This window comes from Nocardioides sp. LMS-CY (genome assembly GCF_018732145.1).
GTDB classification, from domain to species: Bacteria; Actinomycetota; Actinomycetes; order Propionibacteriales; family Nocardioidaceae; genus Nocardioides; species Nocardioides soli.
Genome location: NZ_CP076104.1, coordinates 3,874,694 through 3,893,776, shown reverse-complemented (window position 1 = coordinate 3,893,776; position 19,083 = coordinate 3,874,694). Strand labels below are relative to the sequence as shown.

The window sequence follows — 19,083 nt, the reverse complement described above, 5'->3', positions numbered from 1 at the left end:
CCGGCGGGCAGCCGTGGTGACCGCGACCGGCATCGGATCGATGCCCGGCGACGACCAGCCTGCGTACGACGAGGCGCTGCGGGTGGTGCTCGGCGAGCTGGCCCCGGATCGGCACGGCCTGCCCCATCTCCCCGAGGTGCCGGGTCGCGGCGCGATCGCGAGCATGACCGGTCGGGGTCTGGCGGTGCTCGCCGACCTCGACGCCGACCTCCAGCCCGCCGGCTGGCGGCTGACCGGCACCCACGGCCGTTCCGGGGTCGACCATCGACGGGCGCGCAGCCTGCTCGCGCAGGACCTCGACGCGCTCGAGGAGCAGGCGCAGGGCTACGCGGGCGCGTTCAAGATCCAGGTCGCCGGCCCGTGGACGCTGGCCACGACCGTGGAGCGGCCGCGCGGCGACAAGCTGCTCGCCGACCACGGTGCCCGGCGCGAGCTCGCGCAAGCGCTCGCGGAGGGACTGCGCGGCCACGTCGCCGACGTACGCCGCCGGCTGCCGGGCGTCGGCCGGCTCGTCGTCCAGGTGGACGAGCCCGCGCTCGCGGCCGTGCTCGACGGCGTGGTGCCGACGGCCTCCGGCTTCCACCGACACCGCACCGTCGACCTTCCCGAGGCGTCCCAGGCGCTCGAATGGGTGCTGGAGGCGATCGCCGAGACGGACGCCGAGCCGTGGGTGCACTCCTGTGCATCGGGTGTCCCGTGGGCGATGCTCCGCAAGGCGGGCGCCCGGGGACTCTCGGCCGACCTCGCCACGCTGGCGGCCGCCGACCACGATGCCCTCGCCGAGGCGCTCGAGTCCGGGGAGTCGGTGGCGCTGGGCGTCGTCGCGGCCCTCGACCCGGCGACCGCGCCCACCGACGGCCAGCTCACCGAGTCGGTGCTGCGCTGGCTCGACATGCTGGGCCTCGACCCCGACGGGGTGGGGGAGCGGCTGCTGGTCACACCGACCTGCGGCCTGGCCGGTGCCTCCCCGGGGTGGGCGCGCCGGGCGCTCGTCCTTGCCCGCGCGACGGCGGCTCATGTCGCGGGCTGACGCATCCGGACCCGGTCGGCGGGTACCGCTCGGGGCATGAGCGACCTGACAGGGAAGACCGTGGCCATCATCGCGACCGACTTCTTCGAGGAGGCGGAACTGGTCGAGCCGCGCGATGCCCTGCGCGAGGCGGGAGCGACGGTGCGGATCTACTCCACCGGCACCGACCCGATCCAGGCCGTCGAGGGGGACACGAGGCCCACCCAGCAGGTGGAGGTCGACGGCACGCTGGGCGAGCTCGACGTCTCGGCCGTCGATGCGGTCGTCGTGCCGGGCGGGACCGTGAACGCCGACCGGATCCGCACCGAGGTGCGGGCCCAGGAGATCGCGAAGCAGGCCGTCGAGGACGGCAAGCCGCTCGCGGTGATCTGCCACGGCCCGTGGCTGCTGGTCTCCTCCGGGCTGGCCCGCGGCAGGCGGCTGACCAGCTACCACAGCCTCGCCGACGACGTGCGCAACGCCGGCGGCACCTGGATCGACGAGGAGGTCGTCGTCGACGGCAACCTCATCACCAGCCGCGACCCCGGCGACCTTCCCGCGTTCATCAAGGCCGTCGAGGACGCGCTCGTCGCCTGACGCCGCGACGGGTCGTCCGCCTCAGCAGGGCGCAGAGACCCTCTCGAGGCGGACGACCGTGCTGTCAGCCGACGTGGACCGGTGCGCTCTCCGGGCCGTCGGTGGCCAGCTCCTGGTGCTTCACGGTGAGGAAGATCCAGGTCACGAGGGAGGCGACCAGCATCAGCCCGGCTCCGAGCAGGAACGCGTCGCTCGCGCCGGCGGTGAAGATCTGGTGCTGGGCGATCGTGAGCTGCTCCGGACTGATCGGGACGCCGGCGGTCTGTGCGGCCTTGGTGAGGGTGGCGCCGAGGTCGTCCATGGTCTGCGTGGCGATGGTGCCGAGCAGGGACAGGCCCAGGGCGCCGCCGACCTGCTGCATGGTGTTCAGTACGCCGGAGCCGATGCCGGTGTCCTCCGTACGCAGGTGGTGGACCGCCGTCAGCGTCAGCGGCACGAACGTCATGCCCATGCCGAAGGCCATCAGCAGGATGTACGGCAGCAGGTCGGTCACGTAGTCGCCCTGCAGGTCTGCCATCGGGATCGAGGTGTCGTGGGGCAGCCGCGAGAAGCCGAGCAGCGCGCCCGCGGCCATCAGGGTGCCGATGCCGGCCAGGACCCGCGGGTCGATCCGGTTGATCAGGTTCGACGAGATGCCGGCCGCGACCACCAGGCCGATGCAGAACGGCAGGAACGCGACGCCGGCCTTGATCGAGCTGTAGCCCATCACGGTCTGGATGTACTGGCTGAGGTAGAAGAACATCGCGAACATCGCGGCCGGGGCGAAGAACATCGCCAGGTAGCTCGCCGCCCGGGTGCGGTTGGCGAACACGCGGACCGGCAGCAGGGGGTGCGCGACGCGACGCTCGAGGAGCAGGAACGTCGTGAGCAGCAGCAGGCCGGCGGCCAGGCTGACGATCGTCCAGGTGTCGCCCCAGCCGTCGGTGCCGGCGCGGCTGATGCCGTAGACGAGGCCGAGCAGGCCGAGGGTGCCGGTGACCGCGCCGGGCAGGTCGAGCTCACCCGGGTGCGACTCGGACTCCTTGAGGAAGCGCGGCGCGAGCAGCGCGGTCGCGATGCCGATCGGGGTGTTGATCAGCAGCGTGAGCCGCCAGCCCTCGACGTCGAGGCCGAAGACGCTGTCGAGCCCGGTCAGCCAGCCGCCGAGCAGCAGGCCGACCGCCGCGCCGACGCCCGACATCGCGGCGTACACGGCGAAGGCGCGGTTGCGCGCGGGGCCGGCGGGGAACGTCGTCGCGATCAGTGCCAGCGCCGCGGGGGAGGCGAGCGCGGCGCCGAGGCCCTGGAGGGCCCGGGCGGCGAGCAGCGTGGCCTCGCTGGTCGCGAGGCCGCCGAGCAGCGAGGCGATGCCGAAGATGACCAGGCCGATCATGAAGATCCTGCGGCGGCCGTAGAGGTCGCCGAGGCGGCCGCCGAGCAGCAGCAGGCTGCCGAAGGCGAGCGCGTAGCCGGTGACCACCCAGCGCAGGTTCTCGGGCGCGATGTCGAGGTCGTGCTCGATGAAGGGGAGGGCGATGTTCACGATGGTGCCGTCGAGCACCACCATCAGCTGCGCCACCGAGATGAGCACGAGGGCCCACCCCAGGTGGCGACTCTTGTCCGGGGCGGATTGCGCCTCGGTCGTCAGTTCGGTCATCGCGTTCGGTCTCTTCCTAGTCGGACTCGGGGTGGGAGTCGTGCGGAGTGGCCGGACCGCGGATCGCGGCCGGCAGGATGATCTGGTCGATCACACGAGTGATCACGTCGGGGTCGGGGAGCTCGCCCATCACGAACATGCGGTGCAGGACGATCCCGGCCAGGGCGGGCTCGAAGAGATCGAGATCGAGGCCGTCCCGCAGCTCGCCGCGCTCGCGGGCACGTTCCCAGAGCAGGCGCGAGGCCGCGATCTTGGGCCCGACGAAGTCGCGGCGGAAGGCCGCGGCGAAGTCGGCGTCGCGGGAGATGGCGGTCAGCACGCTCGCGAAGGTGGCCACCGCCTGGGTGTCGGCGAGCCCGCCGATGCCGCAGAACGCCGCCTGCAGGTCGCCGCGGAGCGACCCGGTGTCGGGCAGCTCCTCGAAGCCCTTCATGTGCTGGAGCGCCTCGATCACGAGGCTGACCTTGTTGGTCCACCGCCGATAGAGCGTGGCCTTGGACGCCTTGGCCTGGGCGGCAACGGCGTCCATCGTGAGCCGGTCGTAGCCGGATTCGGCGAGCACCTGGAGGGTCGCGTCGAGGATCTCCTGCTCGCGGTCACCCTCGATGCGGGGGCGTTCGGTGCGGGGGGTCATCGCGTGGTCCTCGCGCTGTTCGTCGGTGGTTAACCTGGATGAAACGAAACGGTTTCGTTTCATCCGGAACAGCGTAGGTCGGCGGGTTCATTCCGCCCAAGTCGATTTTTCTCGGATTTCTTCCCGGACCGGCTCCCGCCCCCGGAGCCGACGTCGGTGCGGCCCGGCAGAATGCGAACATGAGCACTCCCGTCGAGCCCCCTTCCGGCAGTCAGGTCGAGACTCACACCGAGACCCAGGTCGACGCGGCGCCCGCAGACGTCCGGGAGGAGCACCGCCTCCTGGCCGAGGAGGTCGAGGAGGCGCGCTGGCGCTACTACGTGCTCGACAGTCCGACGATCGACGACGCCGACTTCGACAAGCGGCTGCGCCGGCTGGAGGCGCTCGAGGAGGAGTTCCCCGAGCTGCGGACGCCGGACTCGCCGACCCAGAAGGTCGGGGGCGCGGTCTCCACCGAGTTCACCGCGGTCGACCACCTACGTCGCATGGAGAGCCTCGACAACGCCTTCTCCTACGAGGAGCTGGAGAGCTGGTACGCCCGGCTCGGTCGCGACGGCATCGAGCAGCCGGCCCTGCTGTGCGAGCTCAAGGTCGATGGCCTGGCGATCAACCTGCTCTACGAGGGCGGCCGCCTGGTCCGCGCGCTCACCCGGGGAGACGGCACCACGGGCGAGGACGTGACGCCCAACGTGAAGACGATCGCGTCGGTGCCACACCGCCTCACCGGCACCGACGAGTTCCCCGTGCCCGACCTGGTCGAGGTGCGCGGCGAGGTGTTCCTGCCCGTCGAGGCCTTCGAACGGCTCAACGACTCGCTGCTCGAGGCCGGCAAGGCGCCGTTCGCCAACCCGCGCAACTCCGCCGCCGGGTCGCTGCGGCAGAAGGACCCGCGGGTCACCGCTACCCGGGCGCTGGGCATGGTGTGCCACGGGCTCGGGGAGCGCCGCGGCTTCGAGCCGGAGGCGCAGTCGCACTCCTACGAGGCCCTGCGCGCCTGGGGCCTGCCCATCTCCGACCAGGTGAAGGTGGTGCCGACGCTCGAGGAGGTCGAGGCCTACATCGAGAACGCCGGCGCCCACCGGCACACGATCGTCCCCTACGAGATCGACGGCGTCGTCGTGAAGGTCGACGACGTGTCGCTCCAGCGCCGGCTCGGTTCGACCAGCCGGGCGCCGCGCTGGGCGATCGCGTTCAAGTACCCGCCCGAGGAGGTCAACGCCAAGCTGCTCGAGATCCGCGTCAACGTCGGTCGTACCGGCCGCGTCACGCCGTACGGCGTGATGGAGCCGACCCGGGTCGCCGGCTCGACCGTCGAGAACGCCACGCTGCACAACGGCCACGAGGTGAAGCGCAAGGACGTGCGCCCCGGCGACACCGTGATCCTGCGCAAGGCCGGCGACGTGATCCCGGAGATCCTGGGCCCGGTCCTGGCGCTGCGCCCCGAGGGCCTGCCCGAATGGGTGATGCCGACGCAGTGCCCCTCGTGCGGCACCGAGCTCGCCGAGCAGAAGGAGGGCGACAAGGACCTGCGCTGCCCCAACCACGAGAGGTGCCCGGGCCAGGTCCGCGAGCGGGTGTTCTTCGTCGCCGGCCGGAGCGCGTTCGACATCGAGGGGCTCGGCTACGAGGCGGCCACCGCGCTGCTCGACGCCGGGGTGATCGCCAACGAGGGCGACGTGTTCGGGCTCACCGCGGCCGACCTGCTGCGGACCGAGCTCTTCACCCGGGCGGCCAAGAAGGACGAGGAGGGTGAACGTGTCCTCTCAGCCAACGGCCAGCGGCTCCTGGACAACCTCGGCGACCGTCTGGACGTGCCGCTGTGGCGGGTCCTGGTCGCGCTCTCGATCCGGCACGTCGGGCCGAGCGCGGCCCGCGCGTTGGCCACCGAGTTCGGCTCGATGGCGGCGATCCGGGCCGCGGCCGAGGAGCAGCTGGCCGCCGCCGAGGGCGTCGGCCCGACGATCGCCGAGGCCGTGATCGCCTGGTTCCAGGTGCCGTGGCACGTCGAGATCGTCGAGAAGTGGGAGCGCGCCGGCGTGCGCATGGCCGACGCTCGCGACGAGTCGGTGGTCCGGACCCTGGAGGGCCTGACGGTCGTGGTCACCGGGTCCCTGGTCGACTTCAGCCGCGACTCGGCCAAGGAGGCGATCGTGTCCCGGGGCGGCAAGGCGTCCGGCTCGGTGTCGAAGAAGACCGACTACGTCGTGGTCGGCGACAACGCCGGCTCCAAGGCCGACAAGGCCGAGCAGCTCGGCGTCCCGATCCTCGACGAGGATGGCTTCAAAGCGCTGCTGGAGAAGGGTCCCGACCCCCTGTAAGCCTCCCGGACGTCATACGGACAGTGTGTCCCCTTCCTCGGTGCGTATGACGTCCCGGTCCGAACCCGACCGCCGCACGGCGTGGAGGCAGTCTCTCCTAGGATTGGCACCATGCCTGAGATCACCCGAGCCGAGGTCGCCCACCTGGCGAACCTCGCCCGGATCGACCTGTCCGACGACGAGCTCGACCACCTGGCGCCCCAGCTGTCGGTGATCCTCGAGTCGGTCGCCTCGATCAGCGGCGTCGCCGGCGACGACGTGCCGCCGACCTCCCACGCGCTGCCGCTCACGAACGTCTTCCGCGAGGACGTCGTGACGCCGGGCCTCACGCCCGAGCAGGCGCTGTCGGGCGCCCCGGCGGTCGAGGAGCAGCGCTTCTCGGTCCCGCGGATCCTGGGGGAGGAGCAGTGATCACCAGGACCGCCGCCGAGCTGGCCGCCGCGCTCGCCGCGGGCGAGACGACCTCCGTTGCGGCCACCCAGGCCCACCTCGACCGGATCGCCGAGGTCGACGGGGCCGTCCACGCCTTCCTGCACGTCGACGCCGAGGGCGCGCTCGCGCAGGCCGCGGAGTCCGACGCCCGCCGTGCCGCGGGCGCGACACGGTCCGCGCTCGACGGGGTGCCGATCGCGGTCAAGGACGTGCTTGCGACCGAGGGCCTGCCGACCACCTGCGGCTCGAAGATCCTCGAGGGTTGGATCCCGCCGTACGACGCGACCGTCGTGCGCCGCCTCAAGGCGGCCGGGCTGCCGATCCTCGGCAAGACCAACATGGACGAGTTCGCGATGGGCAGCTCGACCGAGCACTCGGCGTACGGCCCGACGCGCAACCCCTGGGACCTGGACCGGATCCCGGGCGGCTCCGGTGGCGGCTCGGCCGCGGCGGTGGCCGCCTTCGAGGCGCCACTCGCGATCGGCACCGACACCGGCGGCTCGATCCGCCAACCGGGCGCCGTGACCGGCACCGTCGGCGTGAAGCCCACCTACGGCGGGGTCTCGCGCTACGGCCTCGTCGCGCTGGCGAACTCCCTCGACCAGGCCGGCCCCGTCACCCGGACCGTGCTCGACTCCGCCCTGCTGCACGAGGTGATCGGCGGCCACGACCCGCTCGACTCGACCAGCATCGACCAGCCGCTGCCCGCGCTGGTCGAGGCGGCGAAGCGGGGCGCGGCCGGCGACCTGTCCGGCCTGCGGGTCGGTGTGATCACCGAGATGTCTCGCCAAGAAGGAGGGCTGCGCGGGTGGCAGGCCGGAGTGCTGGCCCGGTTCCAGGAGTCGGTCGACCTGCTGGTCAAGGCCGGCGCCGAGGTCGTCGAGGTCTCCTGCCCGAGCTTCGTGCACGCGCTCGCGACCTACTACCTGATCCTGCCCGCGGAGGCGTCGAGCAACCTCGCGAAGTTCGACGCGATGCGCTACGGCCTCCGCGTCTGGCCGGAGGCGGACGCGAGCGCCGAGGAGGTGATGCGCGCGACCCGCGACGCCGGCTTCGGCGACGAGGTCAAGCGCCGGATCATCCTGGGCACCTACGCGCTGTCCAGTGGCTACTACGACGCCTACTACGGCCAGGCCCAGAAGGTGCGCACGCTGATCTCGCGCGACTTCGACGCGGCGTTCGAGCGCGCCGACGTGCTGGTCTCGCCGACGGCACCGACGACGGCCTTCAAACTGGGGGCGAAGCTCGACGACCCGATGGCGATGTACCTCAACGACCTCGCCACGATCCCGGCCAACCTCGCGGGTGTGCCCGGCATCTCGGTGCCCAGCGGCCTGGCCGACGAGGACGGCCTGCCGACCGGCTTCCAGATCCTGGCGCCGGCGCTCGCCGACGACCGCTGCTACCGGGTCGGCGCCGCCCTCGAGGCCGCGTTGCTCGAGCAGTGGGGCGGCCCGCTCGTTCCCCCCGAGGAGAAGCTGTCATGACGGACACCCTGGTCGCCTTCGACGACGTGCTCGCGACGTACGACCCCGCCATGGGCCTGGAGGTCCACGTCGAGCTCAACACCAACTCGAAGATGTTCTGCGGCTGCCCGACCGAGTTCGGTGCGGAGCCGAACACCCAGGTCTGCCCGACCTGCCTGGGGCTGCCGGGCGCGATGCCCGTCGTCAACGGCAAGGCCGTCGAGTCGGCGATCCGGATCGGGTTGGCGCTCAACTGCGACATCGCGGAGTGGTGTCGGTTCGCGCGGAAGAACTACTTCTACCCGGACATGCCGAAGAACTTCCAGACCTCCCAGTACGACGAGCCGATCTGCTTCGACGGCTACATGGACGTCGACGTCGACGGCGAGACCTTCCGGGTCGAGATCGAGCGCGCCCACATGGAGGAGGACACCGGCAAGTCGCTGCACGTCGGCGGCGCCACCGGTCGCATCCACGGCGCCGACCACTCGCTGGTCGACTACAACCGCGCCGGCATCCCGCTCATCGAGATCGTCACCAAGCCGATCCGGGGCGCGGGGGCGAAGGCGCCCGACGTCGCGCGGGCGTACGTCGCGCAGCTGCGGGACCTGATCGTCGCGCTCGGGGTGTCCGACGCGCGGATGGACCAGGGCTCGATCCGCGCCGACGTGAACCTCTCGCTGTCGCCGAAGGGCTCCGGCACCCTCGGCACCCGCACCGAGACCAAGAACGTCAACTCGCTGCGCTCGGTCGAGCGGGCGGTGCGCTACGAGATGTCGCGCCACGCGGCGGTGCTCGACGCGGGGGAGAAGATCCTCCAGGAGACCCGGCACTGGCACGAGGACACCGGCGTCACCACGAGCGGGCGTGAGAAGTCCGACGCCGAGGACTACCGCTACTTCCCCGAGCCCGACCTGGTGCCCGTGGCGCCGAGCCGGGAGTGGGTGGAGGAGCTGCGCGGCACGCTGCCCGAGAACCCGACCGCGCGCCGGGCCCGGCTGCAGGCCGAGTGGGGCTTCTCCGACCTGGAGATGCGCGACACCGTCGGCGCGGGGGCGCTCGACGTGATCGAGCAGACCATCGCCGCCGGCACCACGCCGCAGGCCGCCCGCAAGTGGTGGCTCGGCGAGCTCGCGCGCCGGGCGAACGAGCAGGGCGTGCTCGTCGACGCGCTGCCGGTGACCCCGGCCGACGTCGCCCGGGTGCAGGCCCTGGTCGACGAGGGCAGCCTCAACGACAAGCTCGCCCGCCAGGTCTTCGACGGGCTCTTCGCAGGCGAGGGCACCCCCGACGAGATCGTCGCCGCCCGCGGGCTCGCGATCGTCTCCGACGACGGTGCGCTCTCGACCGCCGTCGACAACGCGATCGCCGCGAACCCCGACGTCGCCGACAAGATCCGCGACGGCAAGGTCGCCGCGGCCGGTGCGCTGATCGGCGCAGTGATGAAGGAGATGCGCGGTCAGGCCGACGCGGGTCGCGTGCGCGAGCTGATCCTGGAGAAGCTCTCCTGATCCTGGGCCTAACCCTGGGCCTGACCCCGGGCGGGGGTATGCCGGGCCGTGCCGGCCGGCGGTGAGCCTGCAACCGTTTCGTCGGGCCGGATGGTTGCTGGGCCACCGCCGGGCTGCAGGTCGACCGATCGGCGGTGCCACAGCAACCGTCTCGCCGGGCCGGATGGTTGCCTGCTCACCGCCGCACGGCGGCGCGGACACGGGGCGGGCGTCGCGGCGCGCGCGGGATATGCTGCCGGGGCACACACAACTGCACGCCCGTGGTGGGGGAAGCCGGTCCGAGTCCGGCGCTGACCCGCAACCGTAGGCCGCCTTCCGCCGTGGAGGCAGCGAGCCGGAGCACCCGTCACGACGCGTCCTGATCACACGCTGTCGTGGAAAACAGCGGGTGGCCACCGGGCAAGGGCCCCGGGCCTCCCGCTGGAGCAGCGGGAAGGAAACCCATGATTCGCATGCCTCGCCTCGTCGCGGCGCTCGCCTCCGGAGCGCTCGCGCTCGGCCTGACCGTCGGTGCGACCGGCACCGCCTCGGCCGCCCCGGCCGACCGTGCCGGGAACTGGCTCGAGAAGCAGCTCACCGGCGGACTGATCCACAACGACATCTACGACTTCGACGACTACGGCCTGACCGCCGACACCGGGATGGCGCTGGTCGCGGTCGGCGGACACCGCAAGGCCGTCAAGCAGGTGTCGCGCGCGCTGGCCACGAACGTCGACAGCTGGACCACCGGTGTCGACTTCGGCAGCAGCGACGTCTACGCGGGCTCGGTCGCGAAGGCGCTCGTGTTCGCCCAGACGGCCGGCGCGAACCCGAAGGACTTCGGCGACGTCAACCTCGTGAAGCGGCTGAACGGCCGGATCAGCTCCGAGAAGGGGACCGTCGGACGGCTCCGGGACAAGACCTCGGAGACCGACTACGCCAACACCCTCGGACAGGCGTACGCCGCGGCCGGGCTGACCAACGCGGGCTCGAAGAAGGCCAAGGCCGCGGTGCGGTTCCTGCTGGCGCAGCAGTGCGAGGCCGGCTTCTTCCGCCTGTACTTCGCGGACGCCGACGCGTCGGACCAGACCTGCGACGGCGCGGCGAAGAAGAAGGACCGGGCGCCGGACACCGACGCCACCGCGATCGCCGTGGTCGGGCTCCAGTCGATCGACAAGCCGTCGGCGCAGGTGCGGAAGTCGATCGCCTCGGCGCTCGCGTGGCTCGCCCGCACCCAGGCCCGCGACGGCGGCTTCGGCGGCGGCCCGAGCACCAAGGCGCCGAACGCCAACAGCACCGGACTCGCCGCGTGGGCGCTCGCCCAGGGCGGTGAGTGCGGGGCGGCGAAGCAGGCCGCGGCCTGGGTGCGCAAGCTCCAGCGCAAGAACGGCGCGGTCGCCTACGACAAGGCCGCGCTGAAGGCCGGGGTCTCCGCCGACACGCTCGACCAGTGGCGGCGCTCCACCGCCCAGGCCGCACCCGGCCTGGGCCGGCCGGGCTGCTGAGCAGGCCCTGATGGCTCGGCGGGCACTCCAGGTCGCCGTCGCCGCCCTCGTGGTGGCGGCGACGGCACTGGTGCTGCCCTCCGGGCCGGCCGCGGCGGCCGGCTGCTCCAGCGCCGACGGCGTCAGCGTGGTCGTCGACTTCCACGAGCTCGGCGGCGGCCTGCAGAGCGGGTGTGTCGCCGACGGCGGCGGGAAGAGCGCGGCCACCCTCCTCGGGGCGGCCGGCTTCCCGCTCACGTTCGTGCAGCGCCAGCCGGGGTTCGTCTGCCGGGTCTCGGGCCAGCCGGCGTCGGACCCGTGCGTGAACACGCCACCGGCCGACGCGTACTGGGGGCTCTACTGGTCCGACGGCTCGACGCGCAACTGGACCTACTCCACCCTCGGCGTGGGCTCGCTGACGGTGCCGGACGGCGGCTCGGTGGCGCTGTCGTGGATCGGCGGCTCCGGGCGGTCCCAGCCGGGCGTCGCACCCGCGGTGCACGAGCGGTCGACGCCGACGGCACGGCCGACCCGGAAGCCGACCGACAAGCGGAGCGACAAGCCGGTCAGCAAGCCAACCGCCAAGCCGAAGCCGACGAGCGCGGCCACCCCGTCGGCGACCGCCACGCCCACCGAGCCGGCCGACGCAGGGTCCGGCACCACGCCGTCCCCGAAGCCGACGGACCAGCGGACCACCAAGCCCAAGCCCACGACCAAGCTCACGCCCACGACCAAGGCGAGCGAGCCGGCGAGCGAGCCGGCGAGCGAGCCGGCGAGCGCGACACCCGAGCCGGCGTCGGCCGAGCCCGACGGGTCCGACGGGGGTCTGCCCGCCTGGGTCGGACCGGTCGTGGTCGCGGTGCTCTTCGCGGCCGTCGCGGCCGTGGCCGTCGTACGCCGGCGCCGGGACCCGAGCTGATGCCACGCGACCTCCACCCGGTGGCCTGGTGGCTGTGGGCGGTCGGACTCGCGATGGCCGCGTCGTTCACGACCAATCCGCTGATCCTGCTGATGCTGGTCGGCGTCGCCTCGCTGGTGGTCTCGCTGCGCCGCTCCGACCAGTCCTGGGGCCGGTCGTTCCGCCTCTACGTCTGGCTCGGGGTGGCGATCATCGTGGTCCGGGTGGCGTTCCGGGTGGTCTTCGGCGGCTGGTTCGGCGGCCGGGTGCTGCTCGACCTCCCCGAGATCCCGCTGCCCGACTGGGTCGCGGGCATCACGCTGCTCGGACCGCTCTACGTGCAGGGGCTGCTGTTCGCGCTGTACGACGGGCTGCGGCTCGCGACCATCGTGATCTGCGTCGGCGCCGCCAACTCGCTGGCGAACCCCAAGCGGCTGCTGCGGTCCGTGCCGCCCGCCCTCTACGAGATCGGCACCGCGCTGGTCGTGGCCGTCACCGTGCTGCCGCAGTTCGCCGACAGCGTGCGCCGGGTGCGCGCCGCGCAGGCGCTGCGCGCGGGAGAGACCGGTCGGGTCGGGCGGCTGCGGCGGCTGCTGGTGCCGGTGCTGGAGGACGCGTTCGAGCGCTCGCTCGCGCTCGCGGCCGGCATGGACACCCGCGGCTACGGCCGCGCCGGCGGCGCCACCCGCGCCCAGCGCCGGGTCACCGGTGCCCTGATGCTCGCCGGGCTCGTCGGCATCTGCGTCGGCACGTACGCCGTGCTCGACCGCACCGCACCCCGGCTGCTCGCGCTGCCGATGCTGGGCCTCGGCGTCGCGGCGGCGGTCGCGGGCCTGCTCAGCGCCGGCCGCCGCGTCGAGCGCACCCGCTACCGGCCCGATCCGTGGCGCTGGCCCGAGACGGCCGTGGTCGCCTCCGGCGTCGTGGTCGGCGCGCTGGGTCTGTGGATCAGCCGGAACCAGCTCGCCGTCGCCTACCCGCCGCTCGACGCCTTCCCCACGCTCAGCGCGGTCGCGCTCGCCGTCGGCGCGGTGGCGCTGCTCGGGCCGCTGTGCTCGCCGCCGCAGTCCCGCCCGGCGGTCGTCGTACCGACCCGCGAGGAGGTCGCCGCGTGATCGAGCTGCGTGACATCCGCTTCGGATACGACGACGCCGGCCCCGTGCTGAGCGACGTCGACCTGGTCGTCGACGAGGGCGAGCTGGTGCTGGTGTCCGGCCCGACGGGGGTCGGGAAGTCGACGCTGCTCGGCATCGTCACCGGCCTGGTCCCGCGCTTCTCGGGCGGCACGCTCGACGGCGACGTGCTGCTCGACGGCGTCAGCATCGTGCGCACCCCGCCGCGGGAGCGGGCCCACGCGATCGGCTACGTCGGGCAGAACCCCGCCGCCGGCTTCGTCACCGACACTGTCGAGGAGGAGCTCGCCTACGGCATGGAGCAGCTCGGGCTGCCGCCCGAGACGATGCGCCGCCGGGTCGAGGAGACGCTCGACCTGCTCGGCATCGCGGACCTGCGCCACCGCGATCTGCGGACGCTGTCCGGCGGCCAGCAGCAGCGGGTGGCGATCGGGTCGGTGCTGACCATGCATCCGCGACTGCTCGTGCTCGACGAGCCGACCTCCGCCCTCGACCCGACCGCGGCCGAGGAGGTGCTCGCGACGCTGACCCGGCTGGTCCACGACCTCGGCGTCTCGGTGCTGCTGGCCGAGCACCGGCTCGAGCGGGTGATCCCGTTCGTGGACCGGATGTGCCTGCTCGCCGGAGACGGCCGGGTCACCGTCGGCGAGCCCGGTGAGCTGCTGGTCACCTCGCCGGTGGTGCCGCCGATCGTCGAGCTCGGCCGGGCCGCCGGCTGGAGCCCGCTGCCGCTCAGCGTCCGCGACGCCCGCCGCCGGGTCCGCGAGCTGCGCCTCGACCCGCCGTCGGTCGACGGGGAGCCGGCGACGACCGCCGCCGCCGTGGTACGCCGCCTCGACGTCGTGCACGGCCGGACGGCCGCGGTGCGGGGCCTCGACCTCGAGCTGGGCGCCGGACGGGTCACCGCGCTGATGGGCCGCAACGGCTCGGGCAAGTCGTCCCTGCTGTGGGCGGTGCAGGGCAGCGGACGGCGTACGTCGGGCCGGGTGGACGTCGACGGCAGCGACCCGGCCGACCTCGCACCGGCCGCCCGCCGCGCGCTCGTGGGCCTGGTGCCGCAAAACGCGGCGGACCTGCTCTATCTGGAGACCGTCGACGAGGAGTGCGCGGCCGCCGACGGCGGCAGCGGCGCCTGCCGGGCGCTGCTGGACCGGCTGGTGCCCGCCATCCCGGGGGACCAGCATCCGCGGGACCTCTCGGAGGGGCAGCGGCTCGCGCTCGCCCTGGCGCTGGTGCTGGTCTCGCGACCGCGGCTGCTGCTGCTCGACGAGCCGACCCGGGGTCTCGACTACGCGGCCAAGCACGTGCTGGCCGGCATCCTGCGCGGCCTGACCGACGACGGCCACGCCGTGCTGGTTGCGACCCACGACGTGGAGTTCGTGGCGCAGGCCGCCGACGAGGTCGTGGTGCTCGCCGAGGGCGAGGTCGTGTCCTCCGGCCCGGTGCGCCGGGTGGTCGCCGAGTCGCCGGCGTTCGCGCCGCAGGTGACCAAGGTGCTCGGCGCGCCGTGGCTGCGCGTCGACGAGGTCGTGGCGGCACTGTGAGCACTCCGAACACCGCCGTCCGCATCTCCCCGCGCTCGATCGTGGTGCTCGGTGTCGCGTCGTTCGCCGGGCTGATGATGCTCTGCTGGCCGCTGCTGCTGCGCGCGGGCGCGGGGGAGCGGGTCGACCCGCCGTTCCTGTTCCTCGCGCTGCTGCCGGTCGTCATCGCGGTGGTGCTGGCCGAGCTCAACGAGGGCGGACTCGACCCGCGGGTGCTGGCGATCCTCGGCGTGCTCAGTGCCGCCGGTGCGATCCTGCGCGGCGTGTCGCCCGGCACGGCCGGGGTCGAGCTCACGTTCTTCCTGCTCGTGCTGGGCGGGCGGGTGTTCGGGCCGGGCTTCGGCTTCGTGCTCGGCTGCACCACGCTCTTCGCCTCCGCGCTGATGACCGCCGGCGTCGGTCCGTGGCTGCCCTACCAGATGCTGTGCGCGGCCTGGGTCGGCATGGGGGCCGGGCTGCTGCCGCGCCGGCTCACCGGGCGGGTGGAGATCGCGGCGCTGGCGGCGTACGCCGTGGTGGCGTCGTACCTCTTCGGGCTGTTCATGAACCTGTCCGGCTGGCCCTTCATCGCCGGCATCGCCGTCGAGGGCCACGAGGGCTCGCTGTCCTACGTGCCGGGTGCGCCGGTGCTGGACAACCTGCACACGTTCCTCGTCTACACGCTGCTCACCTCGACCGGCAGCTGGGACACGGTCCGCGCGATCACGACCGCCGTGGCGATCGTGGTGCTCGGGCCCGCCATCCTGGCCACGCTGCGGCGCGGCGCGCGCCGCGCCACGGTGACCGGCGTCGTCAGGGGCGGATGACCAGGATCCGGTCGTCGTGCTCCGCCGGGTCGCCGCGGCCGTCGCGGTTGCTGGTCGTGACCCACAGGTTGCCGTCGGGAGCGGCGACCACGGTGCGCAGCCGGCCGTAGCTGCCCACGAAGAAGTCCGTCGGGTGGCTGGCCCGGCCGCCGTCGACGTCGACGCGCCACAACCGCTCGCCGCGCAGCGCCGCGAGCCAGAGGTGGCCGTCGAGGTAGGCGAGGCCCGACGGGGAGGCCTGGTCGGTGTCCCACACGACCTGCGGGTCGGTGAGACCCTCGCCGCCGCCCTGGTCACCGGCTTGGCCCTCGACCATCGGCCACCCGTAGTTGTGGCCCGGCTTGATCAGGTTGAGCTCGTCGTACCGGTTGTCGCCGAACTCCGAGGCCCACAGCCGACCGTCGGAGTCGAAGGCGAGGCCCTGCACGTTGCGGTGGCCGTAGGACCAGATCGGCGAGTTCGGGAACGGGTTGTCCGGCGCCGGCTTGCCGTCGACGGTGATCCGCAGGATCTTGCCGGCCGTCGTGTCCTTGTCCTGGGCGAGCTCGGGCTGGCCGGTCTCGCCGGTCGAGGCGTAGAGGTAGCCGTCGGGCCCGAACGCCAGTCGCCCGCCGTCGTGGATGTGGCCCTGCGGGATCCCGTCGAGGATCACCCGGGGCGTGCCCAGCCGGCCGCCGCGCAGCGGCGCCTTCACGATGCGGTTGTCGTGGTCGGTGCTGAAGTAGAAGAACAGCATCCGGTCGCGGTCGAACGACGGCGACACCGCGACGCCGAGCAGTCCCGCCTCGCCACCGAGGTCGCCCAGCCCGACGGCACCCGCGATGCTGCCGATCGTGCGCACGTCGTACGACGGGGCCTCGAGCAGCAGCACGCGCGTGCTGTCGCGCTCGGTGACGACGGCGTCGCCGTTCGGCAGGAACGCGATGCCCCACGGCGTCGCCAGGTCGGTGGCGATGGTGTCGACGACCTTCGGGGGACCCGGGTCCTCCGTCGGGCTCTCCGACGGCGGGATGCTCGGTGCCTCGCTCGTCGGGCTCTCCGTCTGCGGCGTCGCGGTGACCGTCTCGCTGGGCCGGTCGTCGCCGTCGTCACCGCAGGCGGCGAGTCCGGCGATCGCGAGGACGGCCACGCTGGCCAGGGCGGCGACGCGTCTCATACGGAGACCCTACGCGGCGCCGGGAGCCGCTCAGCCGTGTGCGGCCCGGCCCGCCGCCTCCCACGCTCCGACGCGGTCGTGCGCGGCCAGGAACTCCGCCACCTCGTCGCGCTCCGCACGCCGTTGGGCGAGCGCCGTCGAGGCGATCATCGCGTTGCGTCGGGAGCGCTGCTGGGAGGCGACGGGCCACCGCCGTACGGCGCCCACCACACCCGCCATCCGTGAGACCGGGCGTGCTACCAGGTGCATCGTGGCTCCTCTGGGTGTCCGAGTGACGGCGCGCTCCACGCTAGGTGCGGCGCCGACACCCGCGGGTCAACGCCGTGTGACGGTTGTGTGAACTCGGACCGGGGCCGGGCGCTCAGTCCGGAGCGGGCGCGACGGTGCGCGAGGACCGCGTAGCGCCGACCGAGGCGATGATGATGCAGACCATGGCGAGCCACTGCTCGAGGCTCAGGAACTCCTGGAGCACCACGATGCCGGCGAGCGCGGCCGCGGCGGGCTCGAGGCTCATCAGGATGGAGAAGACCGACGGCCGGATCGTGCGCAGGGCGACCATCTCGCAGCTGTACGGGATCACCGACGAGAGCAGCCCGACCGCGGCGCCGAGCGCGAGGATGCGCGGGTCGAGCAGGTCGCCGCCCGCGGTGCCGACGGCCGCCGGGGTGAGCAGCAGCGTGGCCACCACGGAGGCGACGGCGAGGCCGTCGAGGCCGGGCCAGCGCCGGCCGGTGGCGCCGCTGAGCAGGATGTACGCCGCCCAGCACGCTCCGGCCAGCAGCGCGAACAGGGCGCCGGCGAGGTTGAGCGAGCCGCTGCCGCCGGCGAGGCCCAGCACGGCGACGCCGACCGCGGCGAGCGCGACCCAGACGAGGTCCCGCATTCGCCGCGAGCCGAGCACGGCGAGGGTCAGCGGTCCGACGAACTCGAGCGTCACCGCGACCCCCAGCGGGATGCGCAGGAAGGACTGGTAGATCGCCCAGTTCATGACCCCGAGCGAGACCCCGAGGCCGATCGCCGCGAGCCAGTCGGCTCGGGACCGCCCGCGCAGGACGGGGCGGGCGATCAGCACCAGTACGAATGCGCTGGTGACCAGGCGCAGCCACACGATCGTGGTCGGGGCGATCTCGTCGAACAGCGACTTCGCGACGCCCGCGCCGAACTGCACCGAGAGGATCCCGACCAGCACCAGCCAGACGGGCGAGACCAGGCGGAGCGATGAGTTCCGGGTGGTCACCGGGTCAATGTAGACGGCAGGGTGGACCCCAGCAGATCGGGAGGCGAGAGATGGCGGACCGGACCCAGTCCAATCGGACGATGCTGATGATCGGGACCCGCAAGGGTCTGTGGCTCGGTACCTCGGACGAGTCGCGCGCGGAGTGGGCGTTCACGGGCCCGCACTTCGACATGGAGGAGGTGTACTCCTGCCTGATCGACACCCGTGGCGCGGCGCCGAGGCTGCTCGCCGGCGCCTCGTCGATGTGGCTCGGCCCGCAGGTACGCCGTTCCGACGACCTCGGCGCGACCTGGCAGGAGACCGCCAACGGCGCGGTGCGCTTCCCCGACGACACCGAGGCCAACGTCGAGCGGGTCTGGCAGCTGGTGCCCGGCCCCGAGGAGGGTGTCGTGTACGCCGGCACCGAGCCGGCCGCGATCTTCCGGTCCACCGACCGGGGCGAGACCTTCGCCCTCGAGCGCGCGCTGTGGGACCACCCGCACCGGCCCGACTGGGGCGCCGGCTTCGGCGGCCAGGCGTTCCACACGATCCTGCCCCACCCCGACGACCCCCGGTCGGTGACCGCGGCGCTGAGCAGCGGCGGCGTCTACCAGACCGGCGACGGCGGCGCGTCGTGGGAGGCGCGCAACCACGGCATCCGCGCCGAGTTCCTCCCCGAGGGCGAGCAGTACCCCGAGTTCGGGCAGTGCGTCCACAAGATCACCCGTCACCCGGCTCGGCCCGAGCGCCTCTACCTGCAGAACCACGGCGGCGTCTACCGCTCCGACGACGAGGGCGGCACCTGGAAGTCGATCGCCGACGGCCTGCCCGCCGACTTCGGGTTCCCGATCGTGGTCCACCCCCACGAGCCCGACACCGTCTACGTGTTCCCGCTCGACGGCAGCGCCGGCAGGCACCCGGTCGACGGCAAGGCCCGGGTCTGGCGGTCCCGCGACGCCGGCGAGACCTGGGAGGAGCTCGGCGCCGGGCTGCCCGACTCCTTCTACGTCGCGGTGATGCGCGACGCGATGTGCGCCGACGACCATCGGACGCCCGGCGTCTACTTCGGCACCCGCAACGGTGCCGTCTGGGGGTCGGCCGACGAGGGCGACACCTGGCGCCAGCTCGTCAGCGACCTGCCCGACGTGATGGCCGTGCGCGCGGCGGCGATCTGAGGCACGGTCGAGTCGTACCTTCCGGACAACTCAATCGGGGGTACTGGTCAACGTGTTGTCCGGAACCCACGACTCAGGTGTCCGGAAGT

The 19,083-nt window shown here is 73.0% G+C and carries 17 protein-coding genes; 12 read left to right on the top strand and 5 right to left on the bottom strand.

The genetic code is table 11. From position 1 onward, the window contains the following. Positions 1 to 16: 16 nt before the first annotated feature. The gene (locus KM427_RS18535; RefSeq protein ID WP_252274648.1) at positions 17 to 1,030 is read left to right on the top strand and encodes a uroporphyrinogen decarboxylase/cobalamine-independent methonine synthase family protein; all 1,014 of its coding nucleotides are present in this window, start codon (positions 17 to 19) and stop codon (positions 1,028 to 1,030) included. Positions 1,031 to 1,066: 36 nt separating this feature from the next. Then, the gene (locus tag KM427_RS18530) at positions 1,067 to 1,606 is read left to right on the top strand and encodes a type 1 glutamine amidotransferase domain-containing protein (RefSeq protein WP_183593351.1); all 540 of its coding nucleotides are present in this window, start codon (positions 1,067 to 1,069) and stop codon (positions 1,604 to 1,606) included. Between the two features lie 64 nt (positions 1,607 to 1,670). Here the strand turns inward: KM427_RS18530 and KM427_RS18525 are convergent, their stop codons facing one another. Beyond that, positions 1,671 to 3,242: an MFS transporter gene (locus tag KM427_RS18525; RefSeq protein WP_215524876.1), complete on the bottom strand. Its 1,572-nt coding sequence runs from the start codon at positions 3,240 to 3,242 to the stop codon at positions 1,671 to 1,673. Between the two features lie 16 nt (positions 3,243 to 3,258). After that, positions 3,259 to 3,876, bottom strand: a complete 618-nt coding sequence (locus tag KM427_RS18520; RefSeq protein WP_183593353.1) for a TetR/AcrR family transcriptional regulator — start codon at positions 3,874 to 3,876, stop codon at positions 3,259 to 3,261. Positions 3,877 to 4,055: 179 nt separating this feature from the next. Here KM427_RS18520 and ligA point away from each other — a divergent pair, with 179 nt between their 5' ends. From ligA to KM427_RS18475, 9 genes are all read left to right on the top strand, one after another. Next, a complete protein-coding gene (gene ligA / locus KM427_RS18515) occupies positions 4,056 to 6,194 on the top strand; it encodes an NAD-dependent DNA ligase LigA (RefSeq protein WP_215524875.1) in 2,139 nt (712 codons plus the stop codon). A 111-nt stretch (positions 6,195 to 6,305) separates the two neighbouring features. Further along, positions 6,306 to 6,605 carry an Asp-tRNA(Asn)/Glu-tRNA(Gln) amidotransferase subunit GatC gene (gene gatC, locus KM427_RS18510; protein ID WP_183593357.1) on the top strand — a complete coding sequence of 100 codons (300 nt, stop codon included), beginning with the start codon at positions 6,306 to 6,308 and terminating at the stop codon, positions 6,603 to 6,605. After that, positions 6,602 to 8,113, top strand: coding sequence for an Asp-tRNA(Asn)/Glu-tRNA(Gln) amidotransferase subunit GatA (gatA, locus tag KM427_RS18505; protein WP_215524874.1), 1,512 nt, complete (start codon positions 6,602 to 6,604; stop codon positions 8,111 to 8,113). Before gatC ends, gatA begins: the two co-directional genes overlap by 4 nt. Then, positions 8,110 to 9,603: an Asp-tRNA(Asn)/Glu-tRNA(Gln) amidotransferase subunit GatB gene (gene gatB, locus KM427_RS18500; protein ID WP_215524873.1), complete on the top strand. Its 1,494-nt coding sequence runs from the start codon at positions 8,110 to 8,112 to the stop codon at positions 9,601 to 9,603. The genes gatA and gatB overlap by 4 nt, the downstream gene beginning before the upstream one ends. 443 nt (positions 9,604 to 10,046) lie before the next feature. Then, positions 10,047 to 11,087 carry a prenyltransferase/squalene oxidase repeat-containing protein gene (locus KM427_RS18495; RefSeq protein WP_215524872.1) on the top strand — a complete coding sequence of 347 codons (1,041 nt, stop codon included), beginning with the start codon at positions 10,047 to 10,049 and terminating at the stop codon, positions 11,085 to 11,087. A 10-nt stretch (positions 11,088 to 11,097) separates the two neighbouring features. After that, positions 11,098 to 11,985 (top strand): hypothetical protein, encoded by an 888-nt coding sequence (locus KM427_RS18490; RefSeq protein WP_215524871.1) that lies wholly within the window; start codon positions 11,098 to 11,100, stop codon positions 11,983 to 11,985. Continuing rightward, positions 11,985 to 13,079, top strand: coding sequence for an energy-coupling factor transporter transmembrane component T (locus KM427_RS18485; protein WP_215524870.1), 1,095 nt, complete (start codon positions 11,985 to 11,987; stop codon positions 13,077 to 13,079). The genes KM427_RS18490 and KM427_RS18485 overlap by 1 nt, the downstream gene beginning before the upstream one ends. After that, positions 13,076 to 14,641, top strand: a complete 1,566-nt coding sequence (locus KM427_RS18480) for an ABC transporter ATP-binding protein (RefSeq protein ID WP_215524869.1) — start codon at positions 13,076 to 13,078, stop codon at positions 14,639 to 14,641. Before KM427_RS18485 ends, KM427_RS18480 begins: the two co-directional genes overlap by 4 nt. Beyond that, a complete protein-coding gene (locus KM427_RS18475; protein ID WP_252274646.1) occupies positions 14,638 to 15,447 on the top strand; it encodes an ECF transporter S component in 810 nt (269 codons plus the stop codon). The genes KM427_RS18480 and KM427_RS18475 overlap by 4 nt, the downstream gene beginning before the upstream one ends. Here the strand turns inward: KM427_RS18475 and KM427_RS18470 are convergent. The 3 genes from KM427_RS18470 to KM427_RS18460 all read right to left on the bottom strand — a co-directional run bounded on the left by KM427_RS18470 (position 15,434) and on the right by KM427_RS18460 (position 17,840). Next, positions 15,434 to 16,603, bottom strand: a complete 1,170-nt coding sequence (locus tag KM427_RS18470) for a PQQ-dependent sugar dehydrogenase (RefSeq protein ID WP_215524868.1) — start codon at positions 16,601 to 16,603, stop codon at positions 15,434 to 15,436. The genes KM427_RS18475 and KM427_RS18470 overlap by 14 nt on opposite strands. Positions 16,604 to 16,633: 30 nt before the next feature. Beyond that, positions 16,634 to 16,852: a hypothetical protein gene (locus KM427_RS18465; RefSeq protein ID WP_215524867.1), complete on the bottom strand. Its 219-nt coding sequence runs from the start codon at positions 16,850 to 16,852 to the stop codon at positions 16,634 to 16,636. A gap of 112 nt (positions 16,853 to 16,964) precedes the next feature. Continuing rightward, positions 16,965 to 17,840, bottom strand: coding sequence for an EamA family transporter (locus KM427_RS18460; RefSeq protein WP_183593366.1), 876 nt, complete (start codon positions 17,838 to 17,840; stop codon positions 16,965 to 16,967). Between the two features lie 80 nt (positions 17,841 to 17,920). Between KM427_RS18460 and KM427_RS18455 the strand changes: the two genes are divergently transcribed. Next, positions 17,921 to 18,994 carry a WD40/YVTN/BNR-like repeat-containing protein gene (locus KM427_RS18455; RefSeq protein ID WP_252274644.1) on the top strand — a complete coding sequence of 358 codons (1,074 nt, stop codon included), beginning with the start codon at positions 17,921 to 17,923 and terminating at the stop codon, positions 18,992 to 18,994. Positions 18,995 to 19,083: the final 89 nt, after the last annotated feature.